The organism is Polynucleobacter sp. P1-05-14 (assembly GCF_018881675.1).
Classification (GTDB): domain Bacteria; phylum Pseudomonadota; class Gammaproteobacteria; order Burkholderiales; family Burkholderiaceae; genus Polynucleobacter.
This window is the reverse complement of sequence record NZ_JACVPV010000029.1, coordinates 234,792-254,842: the sequence shown is the minus strand read 5'-3', so window position 1 is coordinate 254,842 and position 20,051 is coordinate 234,792. Positions and strand designations below refer to the sequence as shown.

General features: G+C 45.8%; 23 protein-coding genes. 13 read left to right on the top strand and 10 right to left on the bottom strand.

Annotated features, from left to right (window positions below; all coding sequences use genetic code 11):
- The first annotated feature begins 48 nt into the window (after positions 1–48).
- A complete protein-coding gene (locus ICN37_RS09730; protein WP_215321794.1) occupies positions 49–1,686 on the top strand; it encodes an OFA family MFS transporter in 1,638 nt (545 codons plus the stop codon).
- Between the two features lie 72 nt (positions 1,687–1,758).
- Positions 1,759–2,514, top strand: coding sequence for a molybdate ABC transporter substrate-binding protein (modA, locus tag ICN37_RS09725; RefSeq protein WP_215321795.1), 756 nt, complete (start codon positions 1,759–1,761; stop codon positions 2,512–2,514).
- Positions 2,515–2,521: 7 nt separating this feature from the next.
- Here the strand turns inward: modA and ICN37_RS09720 are convergent, their stop codons facing one another.
- The 3 genes from ICN37_RS09720 to ICN37_RS09710 all read right to left on the bottom strand — a co-directional run bounded on the left by ICN37_RS09720 (position 2,522) and on the right by ICN37_RS09710 (position 4,319).
- On the bottom strand, positions 2,522–3,148 hold the full coding sequence (locus ICN37_RS09720; protein ID WP_216157099.1) for an FMN-binding negative transcriptional regulator: 627 nt from the start codon (positions 3,146–3,148) through the stop codon (positions 2,522–2,524).
- 68 nt (positions 3,149–3,216) lie between these two features.
- On the bottom strand, positions 3,217–3,981 hold the full coding sequence (locus tag ICN37_RS09715; protein WP_216157096.1) for a hypothetical protein: 765 nt from the start codon (positions 3,979–3,981) through the stop codon (positions 3,217–3,219).
- The gene (locus ICN37_RS09710; protein WP_216157093.1) at positions 3,978–4,319 is read right to left on the bottom strand and encodes a cupredoxin domain-containing protein; all 342 of its coding nucleotides are present in this window, start codon (positions 4,317–4,319) and stop codon (positions 3,978–3,980) included. The genes ICN37_RS09715 and ICN37_RS09710 overlap by 4 nt, the downstream gene beginning before the upstream one ends.
- Positions 4,320–4,410: 91 nt before the next feature.
- Here ICN37_RS09710 and ICN37_RS09705 point away from each other — a divergent pair, with 91 nt between their 5' ends.
- The 3 genes from ICN37_RS09705 (at position 4,411) to ICN37_RS09695 (ending at position 7,474) form a co-directional block, all read left to right on the top strand.
- Positions 4,411–4,656: a FeoA family protein gene (locus tag ICN37_RS09705; RefSeq protein ID WP_216157090.1), complete on the top strand. Its 246-nt coding sequence runs from the start codon at positions 4,411–4,413 to the stop codon at positions 4,654–4,656.
- Positions 4,649–6,562, top strand: coding sequence for a ferrous iron transport protein B (feoB, locus tag ICN37_RS09700; protein WP_216157087.1), 1,914 nt, complete (start codon positions 4,649–4,651; stop codon positions 6,560–6,562). The genes ICN37_RS09705 and feoB overlap by 8 nt, the downstream gene beginning before the upstream one ends.
- Positions 6,563–6,676: 114 nt before the next feature.
- Positions 6,677–7,474 carry a transporter gene (locus ICN37_RS09695; RefSeq protein WP_216157084.1) on the top strand — a complete coding sequence of 266 codons (798 nt, stop codon included), beginning with the start codon at positions 6,677–6,679 and terminating at the stop codon, positions 7,472–7,474.
- Positions 7,475–7,476: 2 nt separating this feature from the next.
- Here the strand turns inward: ICN37_RS09695 and ICN37_RS09690 are convergent, their stop codons facing one another.
- Entirely contained in the window at positions 7,477–8,478 is a 1,002-nt protein-coding gene (locus ICN37_RS09690; protein WP_215321805.1) for a tripartite tricarboxylate transporter substrate binding protein, read from the bottom strand.
- A gap of 106 nt (positions 8,479–8,584) precedes the next feature.
- Between ICN37_RS09690 and ICN37_RS09685 the strand changes: the two genes are divergently transcribed.
- The 3 genes from ICN37_RS09685 to ICN37_RS09675 are packed head-to-tail and all read left to right on the top strand — an operon-like array spanning position 8,585 to position 10,665.
- The gene (locus ICN37_RS09685; RefSeq protein WP_216157081.1) at positions 8,585–8,866 is read left to right on the top strand and encodes a SemiSWEET transporter; all 282 of its coding nucleotides are present in this window, start codon (positions 8,585–8,587) and stop codon (positions 8,864–8,866) included.
- Positions 8,867–8,901: 35 nt separating this feature from the next.
- A complete protein-coding gene (locus ICN37_RS09680) occupies positions 8,902–9,594 on the top strand; it encodes a fumarylacetoacetate hydrolase family protein (protein WP_216157078.1) in 693 nt (230 codons plus the stop codon).
- Positions 9,595–9,615: 21 nt separating this feature from the next.
- Positions 9,616–10,665: an alpha/beta fold hydrolase gene (locus ICN37_RS09675; RefSeq protein WP_215321808.1), complete on the top strand. Its 1,050-nt coding sequence runs from the start codon at positions 9,616–9,618 to the stop codon at positions 10,663–10,665.
- A gap of 14 nt (positions 10,666–10,679) precedes the next feature.
- Here ICN37_RS09675 and ICN37_RS09670 read toward each other — a convergent pair whose 3' ends face one another.
- Positions 10,680–11,459, bottom strand: coding sequence for an enoyl-CoA hydratase/isomerase family protein (locus ICN37_RS09670; protein ID WP_216157075.1), 780 nt, complete (start codon positions 11,457–11,459; stop codon positions 10,680–10,682).
- Between the two features lie 88 nt (positions 11,460–11,547).
- Between ICN37_RS09670 and ICN37_RS09665 the strand changes: the two genes are divergently transcribed.
- From ICN37_RS09665 to ICN37_RS09645, 5 genes are all read left to right on the top strand, one after another.
- Positions 11,548–11,706 (top strand): DUF5993 family protein, encoded by a 159-nt coding sequence (locus tag ICN37_RS09665; protein ID WP_158009030.1) that lies wholly within the window; start codon positions 11,548–11,550, stop codon positions 11,704–11,706.
- 6 nt (positions 11,707–11,712) lie between these two features.
- Positions 11,713–12,276, top strand: coding sequence for a disulfide bond formation protein B (locus ICN37_RS09660; protein ID WP_216157072.1), 564 nt, complete (start codon positions 11,713–11,715; stop codon positions 12,274–12,276).
- A gap of 35 nt (positions 12,277–12,311) precedes the next feature.
- The gene (locus ICN37_RS09655) at positions 12,312–13,313 is read left to right on the top strand and encodes a tripartite tricarboxylate transporter substrate binding protein (protein ID WP_251368533.1); all 1,002 of its coding nucleotides are present in this window, start codon (positions 12,312–12,314) and stop codon (positions 13,311–13,313) included.
- 137 nt (positions 13,314–13,450) lie between these two features.
- Positions 13,451–13,903 carry a hypothetical protein gene (locus ICN37_RS09650; RefSeq protein ID WP_216157070.1) on the top strand — a complete coding sequence of 151 codons (453 nt, stop codon included), beginning with the start codon at positions 13,451–13,453 and terminating at the stop codon, positions 13,901–13,903.
- 37 nt (positions 13,904–13,940) lie between these two features.
- Positions 13,941–14,402: a glycine zipper family protein gene (locus tag ICN37_RS09645; RefSeq protein WP_215321812.1), complete on the top strand. Its 462-nt coding sequence runs from the start codon at positions 13,941–13,943 to the stop codon at positions 14,400–14,402.
- 19 nt (positions 14,403–14,421) lie between these two features.
- Here ICN37_RS09645 and ICN37_RS09640 read toward each other — a convergent pair whose 3' ends face one another.
- The 5 genes from ICN37_RS09640 to trxA all read right to left on the bottom strand — a co-directional run bounded on the left by ICN37_RS09640 (position 14,422) and on the right by trxA (position 19,987).
- A complete protein-coding gene (locus ICN37_RS09640) occupies positions 14,422–15,813 on the bottom strand; it encodes an MATE family efflux transporter (RefSeq protein ID WP_215321813.1) in 1,392 nt (463 codons plus the stop codon).
- A 3-nt stretch (positions 15,814–15,816) separates the two neighbouring features.
- Positions 15,817–17,535, bottom strand: coding sequence for a glycosyltransferase family 39 protein (locus ICN37_RS09635; RefSeq protein WP_215321814.1), 1,719 nt, complete (start codon positions 17,533–17,535; stop codon positions 15,817–15,819).
- Between the two features lie 89 nt (positions 17,536–17,624).
- Positions 17,625–17,972, bottom strand: a complete 348-nt coding sequence (locus ICN37_RS09630; protein WP_215321815.1) for a type B 50S ribosomal protein L31 — start codon at positions 17,970–17,972, stop codon at positions 17,625–17,627.
- 178 nt (positions 17,973–18,150) lie between these two features.
- Complete coding sequence (gene rho / locus ICN37_RS09625) at positions 18,151–19,413, bottom strand: transcription termination factor Rho (RefSeq protein ID WP_011903147.1); 1,263 nt, start codon at positions 19,411–19,413, stop codon at positions 18,151–18,153.
- Between the two features lie 247 nt (positions 19,414–19,660).
- Positions 19,661–19,987, bottom strand: coding sequence for a thioredoxin TrxA (gene trxA, locus ICN37_RS09620; protein WP_062309025.1), 327 nt, complete (start codon positions 19,985–19,987; stop codon positions 19,661–19,663).
- Between the last annotated feature and the right edge of the window lie 64 nt (positions 19,988–20,051).

Here is a 20,051-nt window from a genome sequence, read left to right as displayed (position 1 = left end):
AAAGAAGTAGCTACTGTGTAGTAAATATAACTATAAATAGGAGGCAACATGTTTCATCTATTAGATAAAGAAAGAACGATTGCAGGACCAGGCTTTAATCGCTGGCTTGTGCCACCGGCAGCGTTAGCTATTCACCTGTGTATTGGTATGGCGTATGGCTTCTCAGTGTTCTGGTTACCGCTATCTAAGGCATTGGGTGTTTCACTAGGCGGTACTGAGGCAATTAAATGTGCTGCCGATGTTGGCTTCTTTGCGCAACTTTTCACAACTACTTGTGACTGGCAAATTTCGACCCTAGGTTGGATGTATACATTATTTTTCGTGTTCCTTGGTATCTCTGCTGCTATTTGGGGCGGCTGGTTAGAGCGCGCGGGTCCACGCAAAGCGGGTGTTGTAGCGGCTTGTTGTTGGGCTGGTGGCATGCTCTTTTCTGCCTGGGGTATTTATCTCCATCAATTCTGGATGATGATTCTCGGCTCAGGTGTGATTGGAGGTATCGGCTTGGGGCTGGGCTACATCTCACCAGTTTCAACCTTGATTAAGTGGTTCCCAGACCGTCGCGGAATGGCAACTGGCATGGCCATTATGGGCTTTGGCGGTGGCGCAATGATTGGCTCACCATTGGCCGCAATGCTCATGAAGAACTTTGCAACGCCTACCAGTGTCGGTGTGGCACAAACATTCGTGGTGATGGGTGTGATCTATTTCATCTACATGATGATTGGCGCAATGAGCTATCGCGTGCCGGCGAGCGATTGGAAGCCTGCTGGTTGGACACCTCCTGTTGCTGATACATCTAAGGCGATGATCACTACACGCAGCGTTAGTGTTAAGAAAATCTGGGGTATTCCTCAATTTTGGTTGGTTTGGATTGTGCTAACTATGAACGTTTCTGCTGGCATTGGTGTGATTGGCATGGCATCTCCAATGCTCCAAGAAATTTTTGCTGGTAGCTTAATTGGTAATGCATTGAAATTTGGCGAGCTCGATAAGGGTCAGTTAGTGGCGATTGCTGGTATTGCCGCTGGCTTTACTGCGCTGCTGAGCTTGTTTAATATTGTCGGCCGTTTCTTCTGGGCCAGCTTGTCAGATAAGTTGGGTCGTAAATTAACTTACAGCATATTTTTCATATTAGGTGGGGTGTTGTATTTCAGCATTCCCTCTAGTGCTGCTGCAGGTAGTTTGGTTCTCTTCGTTGGTGCCTTCTGCATTATCTTAAGTATGTATGGTGGAGCCTTTGCTACTGTCCCTGCTTATCTTGCTGACTTGTTTGGTACTCAAAACGTAGGCGCAATTCATGGTCGATTGTTAACTGCTTGGTCTACAGCAGGTATCCTGGGTCCAGTGATTGTGAACTACATGCGTGACTATCAACTAAGTCTTGGAATTGCGAAGAGTCAGGTGTACAACCAGACGATGTACATCCTTGTAGGTATGTTAGTTATCGGCTTGATTGCTAATTTGATGATTCGCCCAGTTGCAGATAAGTGGTTTATGACTGATGCTGAATTAGCAGAAGAAAAGCGTCTTGCCCATGAAAAGGCAATGGGATCGATTGTTAAAGGGGAAGCTGGCCATGAGCATACCTCTACTTTGACAGTCATTTTGGCGTGGGCATTTGTAGGCATACCACTTGCTTGGGGTGTCTATAAAACCTTCTTAAGCGCTTTAAAGTTGCTTGGTTGATCAGGTTTCTAAGCATCGATAACCACCCTTCGGGGTGGTTTTTTATTTCTATCCGCTAGAATTAACTCAATCATGTTTATTCGCCCGATTTCCCTATTCGCATCGCTGCTTTTATTTACCAATCTTGCCTTTGCACAGACCTCAACTGTTGCCGTTGCTGCCAATATGAAAGATGCTTTTAACGAGATTATGGTTGCCTTTAAGGCTAGCGGTAAAGCAGAGATGAGAGTGGTCTATGGTTCATCCGGTAACTTCGCGGCGCAAATCATGAACGGCGCTCCATTCAATCTTTTTATTGCGGCAGATGAGCATTTTCCGTTGGAGCTATTTAAGAATGGTAAGACGGTAGATGAGGGCGCTACATATGCGATTGGTAAGCTTGCCTTAATTGCCAAAACCTCATCTGGGATTCGTTTGGCTGACAGCAAGACAGAAATTGCTCGGGCAATTGCACAAACAAACAAAGTGGCAATTGCTAAGCCAGAGCTTGCTCCTTATGGTAAAGCTGCGGTTGATTATCTCAAGGCAGAAGGCCTATGGGATCTGGCTAAAGACAAGCTTGTCTATGGAGACAACATTGGCGTAGCTACAACATATGTGGTGAGCGGTGCGGCAGATATTGGTTTTACTGCCTTATCTTTGGCCAAATCTCCAGAGGTCGCAAAAGAAACTAGCCTCCTTTTGGTCGACGCTAAGTTATACGAGCCCATTAAGCAGCGCATGGTGCTAATAAAAGGTGCGCCCCAAGAATCAGTGGATATGTATCGCTTTATGCAGGGACCCCAAGCCAAATCCATTTTGCAAAGGTATGGATACATCACACCTTAGTAGCTAATTACTTGGGTGCTCTCATGTACTTCAGCATCTCTTGTAAAGCTCCTTGCGGCGACTTCTCTAGTTGCTCTACTACTGCGTCATAGTCTTCGGCCGGCCGGTTCTGGCTTAGCTTAAATTTACCCACCAAACTACCGACCTCAATCTCGATGCCAATGATGGCCTTGAGCATCATTTGCACGTATTCTTCTGGGGCGTCGTCTAACTTCCAGTTAGATTGATAGGTTGGTTCGTGAATGTTGGTCATTTGCGATACATGACTTCTTAGCCACTGTGCATCCTCAATCAACTTAATGCTACCTTCTGCATGAACCGCAGCATAGTTCCATGTAGGCACCACTTTCCCACTCTCTTGTTTTGATGGATACCAAGATGGGGTTACATACGCATTCGGTCCATTAAAGATTGCTGTAACTGATGTGTTGCTGCTGCTCGCCACCCTAACAAGCGGATTCATTTTGGCGACATGTCCATAAAGCTTGGTTTTATCTGGGCTCAACATGAGGGGTAGGTGATTGATTTCAAAATGGCTATCCAGATTCACAACAATAGTCGCCAATGGATATTCAGAAATCAGCTGGGCTAATACCGCTTGATCTTCAACTAAAAAATGTTTTGGTATGTACATAAGAGGCTAGGCAGAATGGGTAAAAGGTTGTATTTAATAAGAACATAGCAGAGATTGAGCTCTTGTTCTTAAAATTCGTACTCCACCTGCATTCTGATGGTGTTTTTTGGTGATGCGGTGGTGGTTCCCCAGAGGTAGGCTACGTTGTATTTCAAAGCTTCCTTGCGGCCCAGTTTGGTTTTTCCAAAAATGGCTGGCCCCGCACTAGATTGTTGCTGTTCATTGGTGTTCCAGTTATTAACCTGTCCTAGCCATGAGTAGATCTGTGCTCCAAGCTCCAGCTCTGGCTGAAGGCGATACTTCACCTGGCCCTGGTAGCCGAAATAAGTACCCTGATTTTCGGTGCCCGTGTAATGTCCTTGCATCAAGACGTTGAGATTGGCGACCCACTTTTTCCATTCGCTTTGAAATAAGAAGCCGTACTTGGCTTCATAGCCTTCATTACGATTTTGAGGACGCTCCAACTCAAGCAAGAAGCCGATGTCCACTGGGTATTTTCCAGTCTCCGTTAGTTGAAATTTGTTCTCCCATTCCACTGCATCAAATTGAGAGTTGGTGCCATCCCAAATAGCTTTTCCATAAATCTCAGTGAACCACCAGGAGTTCACGCCATACCCGAAACCAATAGAAGCGCCTGATTGTCTATTGTCTTCACCGCTTCTGGGAGTCTGGGTTCCAAACTTCGTGTCTATCTCTCTTTCACCTTCTTCCACTCTTGGGGTGTAGATGTAATCTGCTGGCCCGCTTAAGTATTCACCAGCATGAACCAAGGGGCTTGCAGAGAGAAGGGCCAGGCAACACAAGCCTTGCATTAAATTGTTTCTCATCATCATTTAACCCTCACCACACCTTGAGCAGTTTCCGGACTAAATTCGCCTTCAAATTTATAGACACCAGGACTTAAGGGTCCGATGTAGAAAGAGGCTTTGCTTTTGGCTTTGATTAATACCTCTCTGTTGAGGTCGTAGCTTTCAAATTCCTCTGGAGTGTCATCCAGGTTTTCAATCGTGAGTTTTACTTTGGTATCGGCGGGGATATCAATCTCTGATGGTAAAAATCGCCCATTTTTAATTGAAATCTGGATATCGTTGCTTGCTCCATAGGCAATATTTGTCAAATTTAACAACAAGAAAATGCTGGTAAGTAACTGTTTTGTATAAGTATTTTTCATAAATGAGTGTATATATAAATGAGAACCATTCTCAAGTATAAGGTATATAATGAGAATCGTTCCTATTTATTGATAAAAGTGACAATCCTCCATGCATTTGGACCAGGTTGATTTGGAAGTTCTTTACCGAGTGAGCGCGGTTAATGCGCCTAAGGGTGCCCCTCAAATTAAGGGGCAGCTGGAAGATATTGGGTTTTTACCCGGTGAACAAGTAGCTGTTTTGCGCAAAGGTTTACTTGGTGAAGGGCCATATATGGTTCGCGTAGGAGCCTCAACATTCGCATTGCGTCAAGCAGAAGCACGCATGATTACGGTCGACGCTATTCCGCATGTCTGAATCTAAAGTTCACTTTTTCTCGAATGAGCCACTCGTAGCTTTATTGGGTAATCCCAATTGTGGCAAAACTGCATTATTCAATTTGTTGACTGGCAGCCGTCAAAAAGTAGCCAACTATTCAGGCGTTACTGTAGAGCGCAAAGAGGGGCGTCTATCGCTCGAGTCTGGCAAAAATATTCGCATACTGGATTTACCTGGCGCCTATAGCTTGTATCCAAGATCCTTAGATGAGCGTGTGACCTGCAATGTGCTGCTTGGTCGAGCCGAAGGTGAAAAGCGTCCCGACCTAGTGATTTGCGTATTGAGCGCCATGAACCTGCGTCGCAACTTGCGCTTGTTACTTGCTGCAAAGCGCTTGGGGCTGCCTTGTATCGTGGTGCTCAATATGCTTGATATTGCTAAGCGTCAAGGCTTGCATATAGACACTGCTGCACTTTCAAGTGAATTGGGTTTGCCGGTGCTCACTAGCATTGGTATTCAGTCTGATGGCGCTGACGAAATCAAGCGGTTCTTATCGAATCTAGACTGGCGTAATCTCAATGGATTACGCACGGGCACTAGTGATGCGACCCTGGAGAATGTCGCTTCTCATATTGCCCATACTGAATCTGACAATATTCAAGTCCAAAGAATTTTGCAAAATCTCAAGCTGGATCAAATCATTCCCGATCAATTGAGCGATCGCTTAGATGCCGTATTACTTCATCCAGTTTTTGGCCCCATCATTTTGGTGGCCTTACTCTTTTGTATTTTTCAGGCCGTATTTAGTTGGGCTACGGTACCCATGGACCTGATTAAATCCGCAGTAGACTTTCTGGGTGCTCAGATCATTGAAGTATTGCCCAATGGATGGCTGCGTAGTTTGTTAATCAATGGAATTTTGGCAGGTTTAGGTGGTGTGGTGATTTTCTTGCCGCAAATTCTAATTTTGTTCTTCTTTATTCTTTTGCTAGAAGAGTCGGGTTATCTTCCAAGGGCTGCCTATCTACTAGATAGGGTAATGGGCTCTGTTGGCTTATCAGGTAGATCCTTCATTCCACTCCTTTCCAGCTTTGCTTGTGCCATCCCCGGAATTATGGCCACCCGAAGCATCTCTAATGCGCGCGATCGCATGGTGACGATTCTGATTGCACCCATGATGACTTGTTCTGCACGTCTGCCGGTATATGCCTTATTGATCTCAGCATTCATTCCAGAGCAAAAGCTATGGGCGGGTATTGATTTGCAAGGCTTGGTTTTATTCTTACTTTATCTCGCTGGAATTTTGGGTGCGATGGCGGTTGCCTGGATTCTGAAGCGCTTTACGAGTGAGCAATTTAGGATGAACGCGCTCATGATGGAGTTGCCTAGCTATCACTTGCCTCGCTTAGGAAATTTAGCTATTAGCTTGTGGCAAAGAGCAGAAATCTTTTTGCGCCGTGTTGGCGGAATTATTTTGCTGATGACTATTGGTTTGTGGGTGTTATCTAGCTTTCCGTTCCCGCCTGAGGGTGCAACAGGATCGCCGATTCAATATAGCTTTGCTGGAATGATGGGGCAGGCCTTAGCGCATGTGTTTTCACCAATTGGATTTAACTGGCAAATCAGCATTGCTCTAGTGCCAGGTATGGCAGCTCGTGAAGTAGTGGTGAGCTCATTGGCAACGGTTTATGCGCTATCCAGCTCGAGTGTCGACGCGGCAGATGCGCTGATTCCTTTGATCTCTAGCGGCTGGTCCTTAGCCACAGCTTTATCTCTACTAGCCTGGTTTGTATTTGCCCCTCAGTGCCTATCTACCATTGCTGCGGTAAAGCGCGAGACGGGCGGCTGGAAGATTCCGATCATCATGCTGAGCTACTTATTTGGCTTGGCCTATATCGCCTCCTTTATTACGTACAGACTCGCTATCTTTTTGGGGCTAGGCTAAAAATTCTTATGAAGCCGTAGTCCAGTCGAGCTGATTTCAACGAGGGTATCTTTTGGTTGCGTTAACAATTCCTGGGAATACCTCAATCCTCAATCATTGTTAAACTCATCCATTATGCGAATACCAGCTCGCCTCTTCAAGACAGCACTTATCCAGGGGCTACTGTTAACTGCATTAATTATCTCGCCATCAATCAGCATGGCGGTTCTGCAGGATGAAATTCAGGTCTACGATGACGAAATTAATGCCAAGGGTGAAGCTAGCCTAGAGGTGCATTTAAACAGTACTCCCCGAGGTATTCAAACCCCTTCCTATCCAGGAGAGGTAATGAACAACAATGGTGTGCGGGTGACCCCAGAGTTTGCTTATGGCTTAGGTCATGATTTAGAGGCAGGCTTATATATCTCTTATGTGAACTACGACAACAAATTTCAATATGCAGCAACGAAATTGCGTATGAAATGGTTGCCAATACGCGAAGATAAGGGCGACTCTTTTTTCGCAGGTGCCAATCTAGAGTTAGCTAACGTGCAACCGCAGTTTGATGAATCTAGATACAACAGTGAAATGCGTTTCATTGTCGGTAAGCATTTTGATGAGTGGCTTTTCTCATTTAATCCGATTGTGGATATGCCGCTTTCACAGCCCTACGTACATCAGTCACCTTATTTTTCCACGGCAACTCGCTTATCTAGAGAGGTAACACCTGAGTTAGCGCTTGGGGTAGAGTATTACTCCAACCTGAATCAACTTGGTCAGCCCATCAATTACCAAAATACCCAGCAATTGGGTTTCTTGATGATGTACTACGAAGGCAAACCACTTTCTTTTCAGGCTGGGGTAGGTAAGGGCTTCTCTAACAGTACGGATTCGTTAACGCTGAAAGCGATTTTTTCCATTCCATTAAATTAGCCTTAATCAGGCTTGATATTGGCGTCTTTAATAACCTTGCTCCACATGGTCATTTCCCGTGTAATGCGCTTGCTGGAATCTGCGGGCGAGAGATAGTTCACGTATACGCCTGCTGCCAACATACGATCTTGCACTTCAGGGCGCTGCAAAATAACCTTGATGTCTGCGCTGAGTTTATCGATGATGGGCTTAGGAGTTCCTGCTGGAGCCAAAATACCAAACATACTTACTACATCAAAGTTAGGCAAGCCCGTGGCTTCAGTGACGGTTGGTACATCCGGCAATTGACTAATGCGTTTAGCGGTTGTCACGGCTAAAGGCCTTAACTGACCGGCTTGAATAAATTGCAGAGCTGCTGGTACGGTTTCAGACATCGTAAGCACTTGACCGCCTACTAGATCAGTCATAGCGGGGCCGCTACCTTTATAGGGTACGTGTAATAAATCTAAACCCAGTTGATAGCGAAACATTTCCATCGCAAGACGTTGTGGTGCACCAGCTCCAGATGATGCGAACGTGAGTTTGCCTGGGTTCGCTTTTGCGTAGGCAATGAACTCTTTCATATTCTTGACGGGGACTGAAGGGTTCACTACAAAAACCAGAGGCACTACTCCTACCACGTCCACTGGTGTGAAATCTTTTTCAAGGTTGTATCGAATCTTATCTTTATCAAGATTCGCGTTGATAGAGTGTGAGGTAAGGGCACCCATTAAGAGTGTATAGCCATCAGCAGGAGATTTTGCAACCATATCCGCACCAATATTGCCGCTATCGCCTGCGCGATTATCAGGAACTACCTGCTGGTTGAGTGACTTGGAGAGTTCTTGCGCCATGATGCGTCCAATCACATCAGTTGCACCACCTGGTGGATATGGAATGACCAACTTAATAGGCTTGTCAGGATAATTTTTAATGGCAGAGCTATTAGTTTGCGCTAGCAGTGGAGCGGTGATCAGACTACTGCAAAGTAGTAGGCCAAAGCCTCGAATTAGATGTTGTCTCATTTTGTATTTTTAATGGTGGGTTGAGTTACGATTTTCTATTATCTACAGATTAAAAATTCATGCGCTGCGTCAATGAACTGTAAATTTCTCTTATTACAATGAAGAAATGAACCTAGAGCCTCACCAAAGAGAGATTATTGGATATTGCGCTGCATTCTTGACTACCGTAGCCTTTTTGCCCCAGGCGATACAGTCTTGGCGCACCAGAGACCTATCGGGCATCTCCTTGGGGATGTATTCCTTATTTACGGTGGGAGTGGGTTTGTGGCTGGTTTATGGCCTCATTATTGAAAAGTGGCCCCTCATCTTAGCCAATGCACTCACTTTTGCCTTGGCGCTCAGCATCCTATTATTGAAATTGCGTCATACTTCTAAACATCAGAAATAAAGCACCCATTCATCAAAATTCCCAGAAAGGTTTTTATGTCTTCAGCATTTGTGATTGATCCACCATCAGTGATTTCATTGCCTGTGACTGGCGATACTCGTCGCTTTGCCGTGAATCGCATTTATTGCGTTGGTAGAAACTATGCAGATCATGCGCGTGAGATGGGTCATGATCCTGATCGTGAGCCACCATTCTTCTTTATGAAGCCTGCTAATTCAATTGTGACTGATGGCAAAGACATGGCTTACCCAAATTTATCAAAGGATGTTCACCATGAAATTGAAATGGTGGTCGCTATTGGTAAAGGCGGCGCAAATATTCCCGCAGAAAAAGCTTTAGAGCATGTCTATGGTTACGGAGTTGGTCTGGATATGACTCGGCGCGATCTTCAAGGTGATGCTAAGAAGATGGGGCGCCCTTGGGATACCGGCAAAGCATTTGATCAATCCGCCCCTTGCGGTGATATCACGCCAGCTAGTCAGTGTGGTCATCCTGCTAAAGGCGCCGTTAAGCTCTTGGTGAATGGTGAAGTTCGTCAAGAGGGCGATCTCAATCAGTTGATTTGGAATGTTCCTGACACGATTGCTTATTTATCCACTCTATTTACTTTAGAGCCAGGCGACTTAATTTTCTCCGGTACGCCAGCAGGTGTTGGCCCAGTGAAAAAAGGGGATGTGCTCGAGGGTAGCGTTGCCGGTTTACCAAACTTAAAAACAAAAATTCTCTAAATCAAAAAGAAGATCTGATTGATGACAAGTTTTCTCAAGAAAGTTTTGCTGATTGGTGCAATGTTAGCTGCACCTATTTTTTTGGTTTCATGCGCCAGTACTGAGAAGACCTCGTCAACTCCGCCTGCCAGTCTTTATGCCGATGCGGCTCCTTTAGATTTACGGATCAGCAAATGGCCTTACCCGTACCCACTCAAAGAATTTAAAACTTCTTTACAAGGGCAGGCAGCAAGCATGATGTATATGGATGTTGCTGCCTTAGGTAAGCAAAAGGGTGTAGTGGTGTTATTTCATGGCAAGAATTTCTCCAGTGATTATTGGTCCTTCACTATTGCGGGCCTTTCAAAGGCCGGCTATCGTGTGATTGCTCCTGATCAGATTGGCTTTGGTAAGTCTTCTAAGCCAGATGTGGCATACCACTTTGATGATTTAGCTGCTAATACGCAAGACTTACTGAAGTCCCTCAATATCAAGCAGGTTTCAGTCATAGCCAACTCAATGGGCGGTATGGTGGGCATTCGTTTTTCCCGACTTTATCCGCAGACTGTCCAAAAGCTTGTGTTGGAGAACCCTTTAGGACTTGAGGACTACAGCAAAGACATCCCTCCGCAGAGGAATGATGATTTGCTCAAGCTAGAGATGGCTCAAACGGAAGTGAGCTATCGCCGCTTTCTGCAAAGTTATTTCCCAAATTGGCAACCTGCTTATGAAAAGTTTGTAGAGGTCTATGTGCGCGTACAAAAAGGTCCAGACTATCCGGCCTATGCAAAGACTTCAGTGCTGACATACCAAATGATTGCTGAAAAACCAGTAGTCAATGATTTGCCTCAATTAAAGATGCCAGTGTTATTGGTGATTGGCCAAAATGACCGTACGGTATTTGGTCGACGCTTTGCGCCACCAGAGGCTGTAAAGTCATTAGGTAACTTTCCGGAGTTAGGTAAGAAAGCGCAAGCAGCTATTCCGAATGCAAAGCTAGTGCCAGTTGAAAATGTGGGGCACGTACCTCACGTTGAGGCGCCCGATCAGTTCCTGAAAATCGTGGTGGAGTTTTTAAACTCTAAAGGCTAGTCCAACAGTCTTACTTATTTCCCAATCCACTGAGGTGGACGACCTTCCAAGAAGGCGTTCACACCCTCTCTAAAGTCCTTGCTGTTATAGGTTTCTCGCATCAGATCTGTGCAGTCTGGAAGATTGTTTTGAAGTAAGTGTGCCAATGTCAGCTTGCTGGCTTTTTGCGTAATAGGAGCAAGGGTTGCTAATTTTTGAGCGAGCAAATTGGTAACGGATTCGATTTCTGCAGACTCTGCCGTTTGATAGAGGTAGCCTGAGGCTAATAATTCCGGCGCCTTAATGAGCTCCGCAGTCAGAAGCATCTTCTTCACTGTTGGAGCTCCTAGGTGAGCTGCAAGCCAAGACAAATTGCTTGGCGATAAACAATTTCCTAAGGTCTTGGCTACTGGTATACCGAAACGTGCATCCGGCGTCGAGATCCGAAAGTCGCAGAAAGTTGCCATCAATAAACCGCTACCTACAGCCAAACCTTCGATCATGGCAATAGTCGGCATGGGTAGTTGTTGCAGCGAGGAGAAAATATAATCGACTGCAACTTCATATGCCTCATCCTCTTTGAGGTCGATAAACTGCTGAATGTCACTTCCAGAGACAAATGCTTTATCTCCTGCCCCTCGAAAAATGACGACTCGAATTTCAGGATTGTTAGCCAGGGAGTCGCAAATCCTTTTGAGTTCTTCATACATTGGCCAAGTCAGCGCATTACGCGCAGCGGGGTTATTAAAGGTAACCCATGCCACATTCCCATCAATCTGTAGATCTAAGCAGGGCGGGGTGGAGCTAGTAGTCATGAGCCCATTTTAAACAAAAAGACCTTTCCCCAAGCCCTGAATATGCAGAATTGACCACAAGCAAAGTGTCCTGCGCTAGAATTCATTTATGTATATGTTTCTACCTTTCCTGACAGCTTTTATCGGACTTGTCTTAGTCTGGTTTGAGAAGCGTCTTGCAGGTTTGACAGTTTTGGCAATTACCGTTGCCATTCTTCTGGTTTGGTTCCGTTTTCATGCAACTGACCATCTCAATATCAGTCTGTAATTGATTGTGAGTAAACATTCTCTACCTTCCCTAGCTGCACTTGGTAATCAGCTTGCATTGCTGGCTGTAGTTAGCATGCTCTCTTATGCTTTTGTAGATCAACTCTACTTTGGTGAGCTACCTTGCCCTTTGTGTTTGATGCAGCGCGTTGGATTTGTGATTATTGGTTTTGCTTTGGTGCTGAATATTCGTTCTGGCGCTTATTCATCTCACTACGGATGGGGCATTATTGGGGGCCTGGTTGGAATGATGGTTTCTCTTCGTCAGGTCTTCTTGCATATTCTGCCGGGCGACAAAGGATTTGGAAAAACATTTTTAGAGTTGCATTTTTATACTTGGGCTTATGTTGGGTATACCGGTTTGTTAATGGGCTTAGCAATTCTCTTAATGCTACCTAATCGTGAGGTCCGCTCACGCTCATGGTTTGCTAATGCACTTGTGATTTCTTTCATTCTCTTGGTTTTGGGCAATCTCGTATCTACACTCTTGGAGTGCGGTATCGGCCCCTGCGCTGATGACCCAGTGAAGTATGAGGGCTGGTTGTGGCTACGCTCTCGCTTTGGTTTCTAATATAGACCGCCTGATCTAGTTTTGCATTTTTGAGCATGCAATTTTCTAAAGTTCTGAAGAGCTTTCTCCTTGCTTCTGTGTTGTTGACCATGGGCTTTACTGTTCTTGCGCAAAGTACTTCCCAGAAAAATGCTACCTGGCCAAAACAACCCATTCGCATCATCGTAACCTTTACGCCAGGCGGTGCTCCAGATATATTAGCGCGCGTTTTAGCAGAAAGTTGGCAGCAAACTTTAGGCGTACCAGTGCTAGTTGAGAATCGCCCAGGCTATGGCGGCAATATTGGCGCTGATCTCGTTGCTAAGAGTGCTCCAGATGGCTATACCTTATTAATTGGTACGGTGGGTATTCATGCGATTAATGGCGCACTGTATGAAAAGATCTCATTTGATCCTGTGAAAGATTTCACACCTATTAGTTTTTTAGCAAGCACACCAAATGTATTGATAGTAAATAAGAAATTAGGCGTTAAAAATCTTCATGAGTTAATTGAATTAGCTAAAGCAAAACCAGATCAACTTACTTTTGGTTCATCAGGTGTTGGCACTTCTTTGCACATGTCAGGTGAATTATTTAAACAAATGGCCGGTGTTCAAATCCGTCATATTCCTTATAAGGGGCGGGCACAATCTTTGCCTGACTTACTCAGTGGTCGCATTTCTATGCTCTTTGATAATCTTTCTTCCTCCTTGGCTTTGATTAAGGCAGGGGAAGTTCAAGCCCTAGGCGTAACCACTTTAAAGCGCTCGCATGCTGCCCCTGAGATTCCGACATTTGCAGAGCAGGGGCTTCCAGGATTTGAGGCGGTTTCTTGGTTCTCTTTAATGGCACCCGCAAACTTGCCACTCCCAATTCAAAAGCGCTTAAATCAGTTGACGCACCGCACCCTAAATAGTCCTGAAGTTAAAGCTCGACTCTTGGCGGGAGGCTTAGAGCCTGCACCCGGAAGCCCCAAAGAACTCTCTAGACTGATTACGCAAGAGTCTGCAAAGTGGAGTAAGGTGGTATTGCAGTCAGGTGCAAAATTGGAACAATAGATGGCCCTAATCGATCTGAATAAATAAGTTATTTTCTTGTCAGCCTGGCCGTATTTGAGGCGTTATTGATAGTAATACTAGAAAAAACTAAAATAGAAATAGAAAGCAGTAAAAGACCAAATATATGGGGGTCGATCATGAAACAAATCAATAAATTCAGCATCTTAGGTGTTGCCTCAGTTGTTTTAGTCACTTTATTGGCTACCACGCCAGTGATTGCTCAAGCAGGCAATGTGGGTTGGAATGTTTCTGTGGGTGGTGGCTATGGCGGTGGTTGGCGTCCAGCGGCCTACGGACCTTATGGCGGTGGCTGGGGTCCAGGATGGCGTGGTAACTGGGCATATGGCAGCGGTTATTACGGCCCCTATGCCGGGTACTATGCACCGCCGGTAGTATATGCACCTCCAGTTGTTTATATGTCTCCACCACAACCAATGGTCTTGGCGGCGCAACCTCAACCTTCAGTTTGGTATTACTGCCAAGCTAGTGGAAAGTATTATCCATACGTACAAGATTGCCCAACTGGCTGGCAAACTCAACCTGCAACTCCGCCAACGAGTAGCACTCAGCCTAGGCAGCCACAGCGCTAAATATTTTTAGAATTTCAGAATAGTTAAAGGTTTTAATATGAATAGATTTACTCGCGTTGTAGTAACAACTATATCCGTTCTTGCTTCATTAACTGCATGCGTATCCGCGCCAACTGGTCCAACCATTGCTGTAATGCCGCGTGAAGGAAAGCCTTTTGAGGTGTTTCAGCAAGAAGATCAAGTATGCCGACAATTTGCTGCAAATGCGGTTAAGGATACAAGCGATGCCGCTCTCAAGGAAGGTGTTACTAGCGCAGCTTTAGCAGCAGCTCTTGGTGCTGCTGCTGGTGCTGTCATTGGTGGGGGCAGTCATACAGGCGTTGGAACTGGTGCGGGCGTAGGGTTGTTAGGCGGGTCTGCAATTGGTGCTATGAATGCATCTGGAAAACAAAATCAAGCGCAAACTCAATACAATATTGCGTATCAACAGTGCATGTACTCCAAGGGTAATCAAGTTCCTAGTTACGCAACACCTGCTCCAGGTCCAGGCTATCGCTAAGCTCTAGAGATGCTACTTTTTAGGTCTCTACCGGCGGATGCGTCTTCTCATAGCGCTCCGCCGTTCTTCTAAATAGATAGAGTAAAAAGCACGCAGCTAAGCCTAGACTTAAGCTGTTACCAGCCCAAAAGCCATTAGCGCCTTGTAGAAATTCTGGTGTATTACCAAATACATTAAAGCCCATGAGGTAGCCACCACCAAGGCCTACGCCCCAGAGTGAGCCTGCATAAATCACCATCGGCAAAAAAGCAATGCGATAGGCCCGCAGAATAAATGCTGCAGTAACTTGAAGAGCATCAAATACTTGATAGAAGGCTATAAATAAGAAGAGGGGAATAGAGAATACCTTCACCTCTGCCGGTGGATCGTATAAATCCAATAGCTGTATTCTGAAAATCCAAACTGCGATACCAATAGTGATGCACAGCGTGGTGGTAAAAAAGACGGATGACCAACCTATCTCTTCGGCACGCTCGGGCTTGTTGGCACCAATAGATTGTGAAACTAAGGTCATGGTCGCAATGGAGAGGGATAGTGGCACCATGTAGATGACAGTTCCCATATTGGCTACGATTTGATGGCCTGCTAATGCCGTAGTTCCAAGGCGGGCAATAAATAGCGACATAAACGTGAAAGAAGTTACTTCAATTAAGTAGCTAAAGCCAATGGGTGCGCCAAGTTTTAATAATGTCCAGATACGATGCCAATCGGGCATGCTAAAGCGAGCAAAGATCTTAAATGGTTTATAAAAGCGATCAAGTAACACAAAGCCTAGAGTCATAAGTAGCCAAGACCAGTTAATGATGACAGTAGCTACAGCGCAGCCTGGCCCACCCATGCCCTCTATGCCTAAGCCTCCATAAATAAAGAGTAGGTTTAAGGGTAGCTTGAGTCCTAAGCCAATAATTTGTACAACGGTGATGACGGTGGGGCGTGAGACTGCATTGTGGAGGGCCATCAATACGCGCATAGCCATGCTGGCTGGTAAGCCAATTGCCAGAATACTCAGATATAGCTTCGCTTTACCTTCAATAGCATCATTGACTCGGGAAATAGCTAACAAGTGATCTGCATTGAGCAAAATGAAACAGCCCAAAATCGTGAGACCTAAAGCAAGCCAAGCTGCTTGCCGCACTTCTTCACCGATTTCTCCAAAACGTTTAGCGCCAAAGAGTTGTCCTGCAATTGGTGCTAGCGCAGAGATCACTCCGGTGAGACCTACGTAAATGCTGATAAAGATGGCTGAAGCCATTGCCAGCGCCGCTAAATCATCGGCTGAATAACGCGCCGTCATCGCAGTATCGAGTACGCCAAATGCAATCACAGCAAGCTGCCCCACTAATAGAGGTCCAGCTAGTTTTAGTAAAGAGGGGATGTCCTCGCGAAGGCGCGATAGTTTAAAGTGCAGCACGAATTATTCCGGGATAACTTCGTAGAGACGTAGGCGTTCATCGCGGTCAGCAGCGCGACGATCTTCCCAGAGCAGTGTGAGCTTTTTGTTATTTAGCTCTGCATATGCCTTTGCTTCGGATTGGCTGTGGGTCAGCATCCATGGGCAATTGGGGTCATCTCGCAAATTGAGCTTGGAGAAATATTCAAAAGAGGCGAGCTGTGCAGAGCCTAAGTTACTAGTGTCAATGCAGCCGCCACCAGTGGGGATCACTTGTGCCAATCGTGCAGAAACCTGACGATAGGTTTTGGCGTAGTTAATCGTTGGCAGCCATAAAGACATCAGTAGTACCCACATCAAAGTGGTTCCCGATGCCGAGATGATGAGGCAGCGCCAAATTTCTTTCGGGGCCCGAGAAGTTCTCCAGCGAACTACTGCAAGCCATACACCCGTAGTAGTAAGAGCCACGATAAAGGCTAAGACATTAAATTGACCAGTAAATCCAGGTAGTAGGCGTGCAATATTGGCGGCCGTAGATTCTGGATAGCCAGTCACTTTTGCGAGCCAAATAATCCAAATAGCCAGAGCGATTAGCGTAAAGCTAAACATTGCAAACCAGTCAATAAAACTAATGACGCTACGCTTGAGAACGGGCAAACTAAATGCGGCAATGATGGAAAGGCTTGGAATCAAAATCATCAAGTCATGTTCATTTGCTTCTAGGCGAAACAAAACATACATGAAGCTGCCGATAAATAAACTCAAAGGAATGCAAAGATGGGGCGCACGCCATGCGCCTGATTCTTTAATGCGACCCCAGTGCGCAAGGGAGACGATTGCGAGCGGCCAGACAGGCCACGCGTAAGCCCAGAAGTTCACACTCAAGAAACCAAGTGATTCAATTGATGGAGTAGCGCGCATTTCCGGTACATTGCGCCAGCCTTCTTCAGCGATGTGACGCCATTGCACTGGCAGATCAGCTAGATACCAAATCAGAGGCCAAATTGCAAAACCGATTAAACCTAAAACAGTACTAGTCAGCGTCCAACGAAAACGCAACTTTGCATTGCTAGCAATGACCGCAATGATGGTGGAGGAGACAATGATTAAGCTCAGCGTGAGATTGCTTGATAGGGCGACGATGGCAATGCCAAGACCAGTCCATAAACCACCTTGCCAAGGTTTATCTAAGCCGCGCACTGTACCGTACAGCACGATGCTGATACCCATGAGCTGCGAAATCATTGGCGTTGTTTCATGAGCGTGTTGCGCTAGACCTACGCACGCCAAGAAAATGAGCAGTGCACCATCAGCTAGGGTCATGCCGTAGCTCTTTAAATCAGGCTGACCACCAACAGCTAATGCCATCGGCTGCACTTCACGACGACGACCTAATAAATAGGTGGCATACCAAATTGCTAATGCAGCAGAGAAAAAGCAGATGGCTGCGTATAGGCGTGCAGCATTAGCGGCGCCAATGAATGGACCGAACCACTCAATAAGTGTGGCGCCCATCCAATAAGGCAACGGCGCGCCAAGAGAAATATCGCGTCCAGCTAAGTGGGGAACCATCCAGTCTAAGGAGTTACCGCGAAAGAGTGTCCACATGCCACCAAAACCTATGGCATCTTCATTCTTCCAGGGGTCCCGAAAGAAGAGGCCAGCGAAACCATAAACTAAGGTCAGCGCAAAAATAATAATGCGCGGAATAGATTTAGTGGCGGCGGCAGTAAGTTTGACCATGTGTGAAGTTCAAAATAAAAAAGGCAGCAAACGCTGCCTTAATTATCTCGCAGAGCAGGTATTTAACATACCCCGCGAATAGAAGTGGTTTAAGCCTTCTTCTTAGATGGCTTTTCAGCAGCTTTAGCCTCTGCAGCAGCAGCTTTTTTCTCAGCTGTTTTAGCAGCGCCATCACCGGTAGCTTTAGCAACAGCTTTGGTGCCGAATTTCTGACGGAATTTCTCAACACGACCAGCGGTATCCATAATTTTCTGGGTACCAGTGTAGAAAGGGTGTGATTCAGATGAAGTCTCGATCTTGGCCAATGGATATTCATTGCCATCTTCCCACTTGATTGTCTCTCTAGTAGACATAGTGGAGCGAGTCTTGAAGCTGAAGTTATTGGAAACGTCTACAAAGACGATTTCGCGATATTCGGGGTGAATGCCAGGTTTCATGTTGAGTCCTATGAGCGGGGAGCCGTTTGAGCCAAATTGGCTGAAATACTTTCCCAGGTTTTAAAAGCGGTAAAGGCGAAATTATGCCATGAAATCAACAACAAAGCGCTGTTTGGGTGTGCAAAAGGGGCTAAAACAGCCCCTTTTTACCTTTAAATAGCCCCTGAGGGCATCTAAGTTAGCCTCCGCGACGCATTAAGTCGAAGAATTCACCATTATTTTTGGTCGATTTGAGCTTATCTACGATGAAGTTCATCGCCTCGATATCGTCCATGTCGGCCAGCAATTTACGCAATACCCAAATCTTCTGGAGGTTCTCAGCTTTTACCAGGAGCTCCTCACGGCGGGTGCCAGACTTGTTGAGGTTAATCGATGGGTAAACACGTCTCTCAGCCAAACGACGCTCAAGGTGAACTTCCATATTGCCAGTTCCTTTGAACTCTTCGTAAATGAGGTCATCCATACGGCTGCCGGTTTCAATCAGGGCAGTTGCGATGATCGTCAATGAGCCGCCTTCTTCAATATTACGGGCGGCACCAAAGAAACGTTTTGGACGTTGCAATGCATTGGCATCCACACCACCAGAGAGTACTTTGCCTGACGAAGGAACAACAGTGTTGTATGCGCGTGCAAGACGAGTAATGGAATCTAACAAGATGATCACATCTTTGCCCATCTCAACCAAGCGCTTGGCTTTTTCAATCACCATCTCGGCAACTTGAACGTGACGCACTGCTGGCTCATCAAAGGTAGAGGCAACAACTTCACCGCGAACGGAGCGTTGCATCTCAGTTACCTCTTCAGGACGCTCGTCAACGAGTAATACGATCAAAATTGCTTCAGGATTATTGGCGGCAATCGCGTGAGCAATGTGCTGCATCATCACGGTCTTACCGGATTTTGGTGAGGCCACAATCAAGCCACGTTGGCCGTAACCAATCGGGGAGATCATATCGATGATGCGGCCAGTGAGGTTCTCTTCGGCCTTGATGTCACGCTCTAAGCTGATCACGCGATTTGGGTGCAATGGGGTTAAGTTCTCGAACATGATGCGGTTCTTGAGGGCTTCTGGAGCCAAACCATTGATCTTGTCTACTTTTACCAAAGCAAAGTAACGCTCACCATCTTTAGGTGTGCGTACTTCACCTTCAACGCTATCACCAGTGTGCAAGTTAAAACGACGAATCTGCGCAGGAGAGATATAGATATCGTCAGGAGAAGCCATATAAGAGGCTTCAGGGGAGCGCAAGAAGCCAAAGCCATCAGGCAGCACTTCCAAAGTGCCGTCACCGAAAACGGTTTCACCAGCCTTCGCACGCTTTTTTAGAATGGCAAACATTAATTCTTGTTTGCGCATGCGTTGTGTATTTTCAATCTCCAAGCTAGCTGCCATTTCAAGCAGAGCGGATACGTGGAGGACTTTGAGTTCAGTTAGTTGCATGTGGTTCTCGGGTGTTGATGAATTTGAATTTGGGAATTTTTTTGGGGTATCGCTGCGCTGATTTAGATCACGCAGATGTGGAAAAACAGAATTTTGGAATTTGCTAAAAGAAGGGGGAGGTAAATTGCTGAAAATCGGAGCACTGATAAGTGCGTTTGAGTAATACTACACCAAAAAATGGGTGTGACAAGCGTTTAAAGCGGTAAAAGCCACAGGCTCAGCTGGTGAACCTGTGGTCTGAGACTATTTACAGATGACTATCAATAAATGCAGTCAACTGGGATTTGGCCAAAGCGCCTACTTTTTGGGCAGCCACGGTGCCATTTTTGAAGAGAATCAAAGTAGGAATGCCGCGAATATTGAACTGGGCAGGAACGCCTTGGTTCTCATCCACGTTCATTTTTGCGATCTGTATCTTGTCGCCGTACTCGCCAGCGAGCTCTTCCAGGATCGGACCAATCATTTTGCAAGGACCGCACCATTCAGCCCAGAAGTCGAGCAGGACAGGTTTATCGGACTTGAGGACGTCTTGTTCGAAAGAGGCGTCAGTTACATATTTAATGCCGGCACTCATGAAAATTCCTTATTTAGACTTATTTAGCGAGTTATTTAATTATGTCGTTACAACGCTTATATTA

Excerpts from the sequence above, each read along its gene's own strand:
- ICN37_RS09675 (WP_215321808.1), top strand. The coding sequence starts at position 9,616 with ATGACAAGTTTTCTCAAGAAAGTTTTGCTGATTGGTGCAATGTTAGCT.
- rho (WP_011903147.1), bottom strand. The coding sequence starts at position 19,413 with ATGCAACTAACTGAACTCAAAGTCCTCCACGTATCCGCTCTGCTTGAA.
- ICN37_RS09655 (WP_251368533.1), top strand. The coding sequence starts at position 12,312 with ATGCAATTTTCTAAAGTTCTGAAGAGCTTTCTCCTTGCTTCTGTGTTG.
- ICN37_RS09630 (WP_215321815.1), bottom strand. The coding sequence starts at position 17,972 with ATGAAACCTGGCATTCACCCCGAATATCGCGAAATCGTCTTTGTAGAC.
- ICN37_RS09710 (WP_216157093.1), bottom strand. The coding sequence starts at position 4,319 with ATGAAAAATACTTATACAAAACAGTTACTTACCAGCATTTTCTTGTTG.
- ICN37_RS09695 (WP_216157084.1), top strand. The coding sequence starts at position 6,677 with ATGCGAATACCAGCTCGCCTCTTCAAGACAGCACTTATCCAGGGGCTA.
- ICN37_RS09650 (WP_216157070.1), top strand. The coding sequence starts at position 13,451 with ATGAAACAAATCAATAAATTCAGCATCTTAGGTGTTGCCTCAGTTGTT.
- ICN37_RS09680 (WP_216157078.1), top strand. The coding sequence starts at position 8,902 with ATGTCTTCAGCATTTGTGATTGATCCACCATCAGTGATTTCATTGCCT.
- ICN37_RS09705 (WP_216157090.1), top strand. The coding sequence starts at position 4,411 with ATGCATTTGGACCAGGTTGATTTGGAAGTTCTTTACCGAGTGAGCGCG.
- ICN37_RS09690 (WP_215321805.1), bottom strand. The coding sequence starts at position 8,478 with ATGAGACAACATCTAATTCGAGGCTTTGGCCTACTACTTTGCAGTAGT.
- ICN37_RS09670 (WP_216157075.1), bottom strand. The coding sequence starts at position 11,459 with ATGACTACTAGCTCCACCCCGCCCTGCTTAGATCTACAGATTGATGGG.
- ICN37_RS09685 (WP_216157081.1), top strand. The coding sequence starts at position 8,585 with ATGAACCTAGAGCCTCACCAAAGAGAGATTATTGGATATTGCGCTGCA.
- ICN37_RS09645 (WP_215321812.1), top strand. The coding sequence starts at position 13,941 with ATGAATAGATTTACTCGCGTTGTAGTAACAACTATATCCGTTCTTGCT.
- ICN37_RS09730 (WP_215321794.1), top strand. The coding sequence starts at position 49 with ATGTTTCATCTATTAGATAAAGAAAGAACGATTGCAGGACCAGGCTTT.
- trxA (WP_062309025.1), bottom strand. The coding sequence starts at position 19,987 with ATGAGTGCCGGCATTAAATATGTAACTGACGCCTCTTTCGAACAAGAC.
- modA (WP_215321795.1), top strand. The coding sequence starts at position 1,759 with ATGTTTATTCGCCCGATTTCCCTATTCGCATCGCTGCTTTTATTTACC.
- ICN37_RS09720 (WP_216157099.1), bottom strand. The coding sequence starts at position 3,148 with ATGTACATACCAAAACATTTTTTAGTTGAAGATCAAGCGGTATTAGCC.
- ICN37_RS09665 (WP_158009030.1), top strand. The coding sequence starts at position 11,548 with ATGTATATGTTTCTACCTTTCCTGACAGCTTTTATCGGACTTGTCTTA.
- ICN37_RS09715 (WP_216157096.1), bottom strand. The coding sequence starts at position 3,981 with ATGATGATGAGAAACAATTTAATGCAAGGCTTGTGTTGCCTGGCCCTT.
- feoB (WP_216157087.1), top strand. The coding sequence starts at position 4,649 with ATGTCTGAATCTAAAGTTCACTTTTTCTCGAATGAGCCACTCGTAGCT.
- ICN37_RS09635 (WP_215321814.1), bottom strand. The coding sequence starts at position 17,535 with ATGGTCAAACTTACTGCCGCCGCCACTAAATCTATTCCGCGCATTATT.